Origin of the sequence: Vibrio sp. T13N (assembly GCF_032970445.1) — a bacterium.
GTDB lineage: Bacteria > Pseudomonadota > Gammaproteobacteria > Enterobacterales > Vibrionaceae > Vibrio > Vibrio diabolicus.
The window spans coordinates 1-6,863 of sequence record NZ_JAWJYE010000032.1; the positions used below are offsets into that span (position 1 = coordinate 1).

The following is a 6,863-nucleotide window of genomic DNA, read 5'->3' on the forward strand; positions in this document are numbered from 1 at the left end:
AGTCTATATTTAGTTCACCCGGATATTGACGTTCAAAATAGAAGTTAAACCAAGCCAACACTTCATCTTGTTGGTATTTGTCTGGATTAAATAACATCAAATAAGTTTTCAACGTTTCATACAAATACTCTCGATGCTGTTGATTACTTTCCATTTCCGTCACCAAGCTATCAAGAAGCAAGGGAGCGTAATATTGGGTCAACGCATCAGAATATGCATTGTTCGCCGCCTGTGAGACTTTATCTCCTTGATAGAGACCAAACCTTTTTACGGAATCAGCATCGCCGTAGTTGCTTTGCTTTCCTAGAGGAAGCGTCATCAATCGGTCTAATGTCTCTACGGCTGAGATAATATCCGCCTCAAAATCTAGGCTCTCAGCACCAATCATTGCTTCAATATGGCCGGCTTGCTCATTGGTATCGACAATCAGCTGAGAATTCCACTTGTAGCTCATAAGCCAAAGTGAAGACGCACCTAGCAGTAGAGAAGCACAGCCAATGTAAACACCTCGGCGCATCCACCCTGACTGCTTTTGATAGTGACGATTAACCGTTCCTAACAGTTGTTCCTTGAAAATAACCTTATCAAACAAGTTCTTCACGAAATAACTATGAGACCCTGTTGGGCTCTTTGCTAGAGCGAGGCGATTTAGTCCAAGTCCATTGGTCGATTCATTCATTAACTTATCGACTGGTAAGCCTTCTTGGACCGAGCTCAACATAAACACACCACGAATCAAGGCTGGCTCTTCAAAACTATTTTGTGCAAATATTTCCGCTAAAAATTCATCAAGGTTAGCTTGCAATACCCTTAGCTGTTTAGGAAATTCAAAAATAAGTGCTCGCTTCTCTAAATCATCTTCAGTTTCAAGGATTCTCAGCATTCGAGCATCAAGTCGCTCCAACATGCCATGAAATTCTTTATTGAATAAAGAAATAACCCCTCTTTCATCAGCCACTTCACGCGGAAACATGAAACCGAACAATTCCTCACGCTCTTCCTTACTTAGATCAGAGAAGAACTCATTGAAACCCGCGACTAAATCCATTTTGGTCAGTAGTACGTAAATAGGAAATTGCATCCCTAACTGATTCTTCAGTTCTTGAAGGCGCGACTTGATAGCTCGAGCATGAAGGCTTCGCTCGGTTCTCGTCTGCGACATCACACTGGCTAAACTGATCGTGACAATTGCACCATTAATTGGCCTTTGCGTTCTATATTTTTTCAACAACCCTAAGAAGCCGTGCCATGCTTTAGAGTCGACTTTTTCTTGACTGTCTTGTGTCGTGTATCGACCGGCCGTATCAATCAGAACGGCTTTATTTGCAAACCACCAATCACAATGACGAGTTCCACCGACTCCAGCAATAGAGTCAGAACCAAGGCTATCCGCTAACGGAAACTCTAGCCCTGACTGCTTTAACACTGTTGTTTTCCCTGTCCCTGGAGGGCCGATCAACACATACCAAGGCAAGTCATATAAGCTTCGCTTTCCTTTATGTGTTTTCGTTACTACTTTGACAGCTTGCTCAATACGCTCGCGCATTAAGTCAATTTCACTCGCCGCTTCTTTATCTGATTGACTATCAACCTCAAGTAACGTTTGAATACTTTCGTCTTCTTTAACTTTTTGCTTGTGCTGCTTAGTCACGTTGAATAAAGCCCACACAAACACCAGCACCAAAATCGTGACGAGTCGTTGGAAGTCGCTCTTTAGTGGCTCATATCCCGCTATCGTGATAAGTGGACCAACAACCCAAATAAAAATTGAACAAGCAGCGACACCGATAAGACCGAGAAACCACCTTTGAGTAAATATTCTGCCAATTTCTTTAATACGCATCTCTATCTACCTGTTATTAATTCGCGACAAGGAGGTCGATTTCAATTCGACGGTTAATAGCTCGGTTTTCGTCACTATTGTTTTCAACCAATGGTCTTGCATCACCCAGACCTTCTGGTATGACTCGACCTTCTAGTGCGCTATTCGAGATAAGTTGTTCAGACATAGCAGTAGCTCGAGCTAGTGATAGATGCCAGTTCGAAGGATATTTACTCGTGAAAATTGGCCTATCATCGGTATGACCTGTCACAATGATCTTGCCTTGGGTCGACTCCAACGTTCTAGCGAGTTTAGAAATTACGGGTTGGATATACGCAACAACATCAGCACTACCTGATTCAAATAGATCTTGCGACTTTAACGAAATTCTTACCCTGTCTTGCAACGGCTCGACGTTAATTAGCCCCTTCCCGATCTCGGTTGCCAGATACATAGAGATCCTTTCTGCAATTGGCGCTGATTTTGATTCTGACGTTGCATCTTGGTTAAGCTGTTGCGGTTGAACCAAATTGACTAATTGAGAAAAGGTGCGGTTGGAAGCCTTGTTTAGCTCATAGCTAAAATACATAAATATACAAACCAATAATGCAGCCGTTACGGAGCACACAACCCAGAGAGGAGCTCTGTCGGAAGCCTTAGAGCCATTCAAAATGTGTTGTTCGATACTATTGCTTAGCTCTTGAGGTATCCCTCTTCCGTAAGACTTAAGAATAGCGATAATCTGCCTTCTCAGTTTTCGGTGAGACTCCAGTCCGTTTTTTTCCAAACGATATTGGCCGAGAAACCCAAGCGATAGGCACACGTACATCAATTCAAGCAAATCTAAATTTGTATCTGGTTGTGCCATGCACTTATCAAGGTACTTAAAGAACGCTTCCCCACCCTGGCTGCTGGCATAGAAAGAACTAAGCAATGAGTCATGGCTCCAAAATGAATGCCCCCCCCAATTAGTATTGAGCACCGCTTCATCTAACGAGCAACACAAACAGTAACGAGCCGTATCAATAGTGTCCAAATCAACGTCGTGGTGGCGTAGTCGGTTCTCATAATCTCTAAGTTTTTGTGCCAACGTCTCTTTTAGAAACAACGGGTCAGAATGAGTCGCTGTCGCTCGAATTTGACCAATAATGGATAAAAGACCATTCGCTTCTGCCAATAAAGGGTTGTTCCCATAAGCAACCACTGAATCGTTATTCACCAATTCAGGACTTTTTGAGATAACTACCGTATTATCTGCTGACTTTTCTGATTGTGGTTTCGGTGCGGGTGCTCTTCCACCCGGTGTTGGTTTTACGATCGTTTGTTCCATACTGAGCACACCTATTGACTAATACTCCACAGCTCAAGGTCAGCATTCGGAAAATGCCCCGATAAATGCAGCGCAATACCACCACTGTCTTTCAGCCTCATCCAAAACGGGCCTTTCTTGACTACTTCGAAGTAGACATAACCCGTTTGGTAAGGGATCTGCCTCGGTACTACACTCAATGGCGCTACGTTTATGCCATTAATCTGATTGTTGATCAGATCACGAATCTGCTCCGCTGGTCCAAACTTGAGCTGCGCCGGGACTAAACGTCTGATTTCATCTGTTGTCGTATCAGCTTTGACCGCAAGCACAAACTGGCATGATTCAAGTAAACGCTTATCTGGAAGTGGCGTCACTTGAATTCCATATTGTCGTGGCTCCAAAGGAAGTTTGCTTGCTGTTTGATCAAGGACAACGCTCAGATATTGACTCAGAACTTGATTCAATTCGCTATAAACACTTGATACATCTAAGTGATCGTATGTAAGTAAGCTTGGCATCCTCTTGGTTTTGTCAGAAAACGTAGCTAATTCACCAATATAACCTTTCAGGGTCGTAGCTAATTCCAATGGATGTAGCCTGTCTAGGTCACTAAAGTGCTTTAACATCGCCTCATACCTGTTCAACATTTGTAGCATGATGAAATCAACAGCAGATGCAGATGCGGCTTTGCCCTTAATCAATCGCTGCGCAATAACGTCGGCACGCATCTTTGTCATCGCAATAACGTTACGCAAGTAAGCCGACATAACTTTGTCACTAAGTAAATTGATAAGCGGTGGAACATACGAATCGTCTAGTATTACTTCGCCTTCTGCCGTTACCTCTTTTATTTTCAAAATCGGTAACTCAACATAACCCGCTAATTTGTCATTGCTGGCTTTCAGTTCCAGGTTTAGGGCTGCGACTTGAATCGTTTCTTCATCCTGCCCAGTGAGATTATCTATAACGTCAACGTCTTTAAGTACATAACGAGAAACGATCGCCTCACTTACATCAGATACATTTTTACCTTTGACATTTGAAAGGGGAAGAGTGATTTTTACTAACGTATTTTCTACGTCTTTATCAATAAATAAAGGCACAACCGAATCGCTGGCTGTTAAGGTATTAACCAGAGTCATATCTGGCAAAACTGCCTCAAAGTGATCTAATTCAATCAGACCATCTTTTAATGCATGTTCTTTTACTCGACATTTCCAAACCCCCCAATTATAAGCCCCACCAAACTGATGTAAGCCTTTGAATTCTAGAGAGGTTGCGCGTTCATGTTGTTGAAAGTGCTGGGGACGTAAAAACATCCCTTCGCACCAAGCCGTCTTGGAGTATTGCGTCATTTATAATTAGCCAACTAAACGTTATTTTACGACCAAAGACAGATCTTCTAACAGAATTTGATAGGTGTTGTAACCGGTCTTATCCACTTCAATGACTTGTCGCCAATTTGAATTTTCAATATCTCGAAACGCTACGACGATGCCTAAGTATTCAGTCTTTGGAGACATACTTGCCTGATATGTTTCTTTCTGACCTGGAGTTAATGATATTTCATATTTATTCACTAAATCAGGGCCTAAGACTTTTTCACTTTCTTCATAAATTGAAAAAAAATCCTGACTTTCAAAAAGGGTATTTGATGTTAATTCAAAAACATACACGACTACAGGGGATGGCCTACCATTGGAGTCAGGGTTAATATTGTGATTTGCTGTTATCTCTAAGTCTGAATATGGGTCAACAACTAAATTGGCTGCTGAGCATCCAAATAAAACCATTGAAATTAATAACAAAATGTACTGATAAACTCTTTTCATCACCCTATTTCCTAGCTTTTATTTTTTAATGCTAACTCATAGTGTTTAGCGAAATCTTCTAAATAAAATGGAGATTCTTTATTGACAATGTCATCGGATAGCTTTTCATGAATATCCTCAAACCGCTTCCAACTTTGAGCATATTTCCTTGCTGGAATAACCTTATTAATAACCGTGTCTTTAGCTAAAGCTTCTGAGTATATCGACGTAGGCTCAACAAGCGACATAACACTTGAAACCGTACCCTCAACACCTTTCATTAACGCTTGTTCATGACTTTCTATATCACTAAACGCTTCTTTAATGGCTGCACTTGGTTTTAGGAAACTTGCAGTTTGACGGTTATATAAGTTATGAATTGCATCTTCTAAATTCGCAGAGAACTTCAGAGGATTATTTTCTGACTTCCGAAACGCAGTATGACTAAGTCGATTTGTTTGTTTAAATACCGCTCGATTGTGCAGCGTTTCCATTAAACCAACTAACATCAAAGAAAATGATTCCCCCAGTTGTTCAAACCATTGCTCTCTGTTGTCGCTGGGAATCATCGTTGGATCAATACCCGCTCCTTTAATGAACGCCGCAAGCTCGCTCCCTTTACTATCAAATTTGGGAGTTGGTTGACGTTCTAGTTGTCGCGGGGTTTCCGGTACAGGTGTAGGTGTAGGATCTACACTCTGTTTTTCTGGTTTGGGGATATCAATAAAATCATCGACTAAGCCAATATCTAATTGAAAGTCAGAAGGAACACTCTCATTCAAAAGCTCACTGGCACTAAGGCCGAGGTCTACAAACTCTGCTTCAGATGAACTCGAGAATGCTTCAGGTTCTGAACTGGAACGAAAGTTATTTTCCTGATTATTGAATGCCTCAGTGCTAGTTTGAATACTTACTGAAATTTGGTAATCCCCTAAACTAACCGTATCGTCGTCACTTAGTGCAATCTCATTTCCTTGGCCCACAGGTGTCACAGCGTTATTAACAAACGTGCCATTAGTTGATAAGTCTTTTATCAAGTATTTATCACCAAACTTGATGAGCTCTCCGTGAGTTCCGGATACTACTCTTTCAGGGTCTGGCAGTGTCCAATCACATTGTTCAGACCGACCAAATGTAACTTTGGCATGCTCATCACTTGATTCAAACACAAACTCACTCTCAATCTCTGGAGTAAATTTGTGAAAACTTGTTATGGTTAAAACCAACTTCATGTAAACCTCGCCAAAGACCTGCTAAATATTATTTTTAATTTTATTATTAGTCACTTTCTTATTAACAGTAAGATTAATAAAAACCTTAAATCTGCCATTGAAAATCATGCACGGAATAATGAATCATTTTTTTATCAAAGCAATCACGTATTGTTCAACAATTTTAATTATCCAACCAAGTTCAAATTTTTGACACTTAGACTTTCATCAATAAAAAAACGAATGTTAGTTTGGCCGAGAAATTCTAACATAATGACTTTTCATTGAGCAGAAAGGTATATATTCCCCCATCATTTATACGGAGTTCTTGTGATGGAAGACAGCAATAAAAACAATTCTATAAATAATAAAGATAGCGGAGACAAAACTAAAATTGTAAAGACTCAAAAGCGAGACAATGCAATTCAATCAAATAAAGTCGCTAGCAATGAAGGCTCCGTTCAAAATAAAAATGAAACAAATACAAAACTGTCTCAAAAAGAAAACACTCCGTTAGTTAATAAGAAAATAAACAATAAAAATAACACATCAAATAATGACAAAGATGTTATTAATGAAAATTTAATAGGCACAACTGTCAAAAATCGATATGAAATCGAGTCGGTTCTTGGCCATGGCGGACTTTGTGATGTTTATTTGGCAAAAGACAAGATATTAGAATCTTCAGGTTCAGAAGCCCCTTACGT

At 40.4% G+C, this 6,863-nt stretch carries 5 protein-coding genes and 1 pseudogene; 1 reads left to right on the forward strand and 5 read right to left on the reverse strand.

Features of this window, described 5'->3' with window-relative positions:
* From tssM to tagH, 5 genes are all read right to left on the reverse strand, one after another.
* Positions 1 to 1,843 (reverse strand): type VI secretion system membrane subunit TssM (gene tssM / locus R2S67_RS22255; RefSeq protein WP_317347109.1); only part of this gene is annotated, 1,843 nt, incomplete at its 3' end.
* 16 nt (positions 1,844 to 1,859) lie between these two features.
* Positions 1,860 to 3,152 (reverse strand): type VI secretion system protein TssL, long form, encoded by a 1,293-nt coding sequence (gene tssL / locus R2S67_RS22260; protein ID WP_317347110.1) that lies wholly within the window; start codon positions 3,150 to 3,152, stop codon positions 1,860 to 1,862.
* 11 nt (positions 3,153 to 3,163) lie between these two features.
* Positions 3,164 to 4,489 (reverse strand): type VI secretion system baseplate subunit TssK, encoded by a 1,326-nt coding sequence (gene tssK, locus R2S67_RS22265; protein ID WP_152814369.1) that lies wholly within the window; start codon positions 4,487 to 4,489, stop codon positions 3,164 to 3,166.
* A gap of 21 nt (positions 4,490 to 4,510) precedes the next feature.
* A complete protein-coding gene (gene tssJ, locus R2S67_RS22270; RefSeq protein ID WP_256894165.1) occupies positions 4,511 to 4,966 on the reverse strand; it encodes a type VI secretion system lipoprotein TssJ in 456 nt (151 codons plus the stop codon).
* 11 nt (positions 4,967 to 4,977) lie between these two features.
* Entirely contained in the window at positions 4,978 to 6,177 is a 1,200-nt protein-coding gene (gene tagH / locus R2S67_RS22275) for a type VI secretion system-associated FHA domain protein TagH (RefSeq protein ID WP_317347111.1), read from the reverse strand.
* Between the two features lie 312 nt (positions 6,178 to 6,489).
* On the opposite strand from tagH, the pseudogene R2S67_RS22280 reads away from it, so the two are divergent.
* Positions 6,490 to 6,863: pseudogene (locus R2S67_RS22280) on the forward strand (serine/threonine protein kinase); the annotation flags it as partial.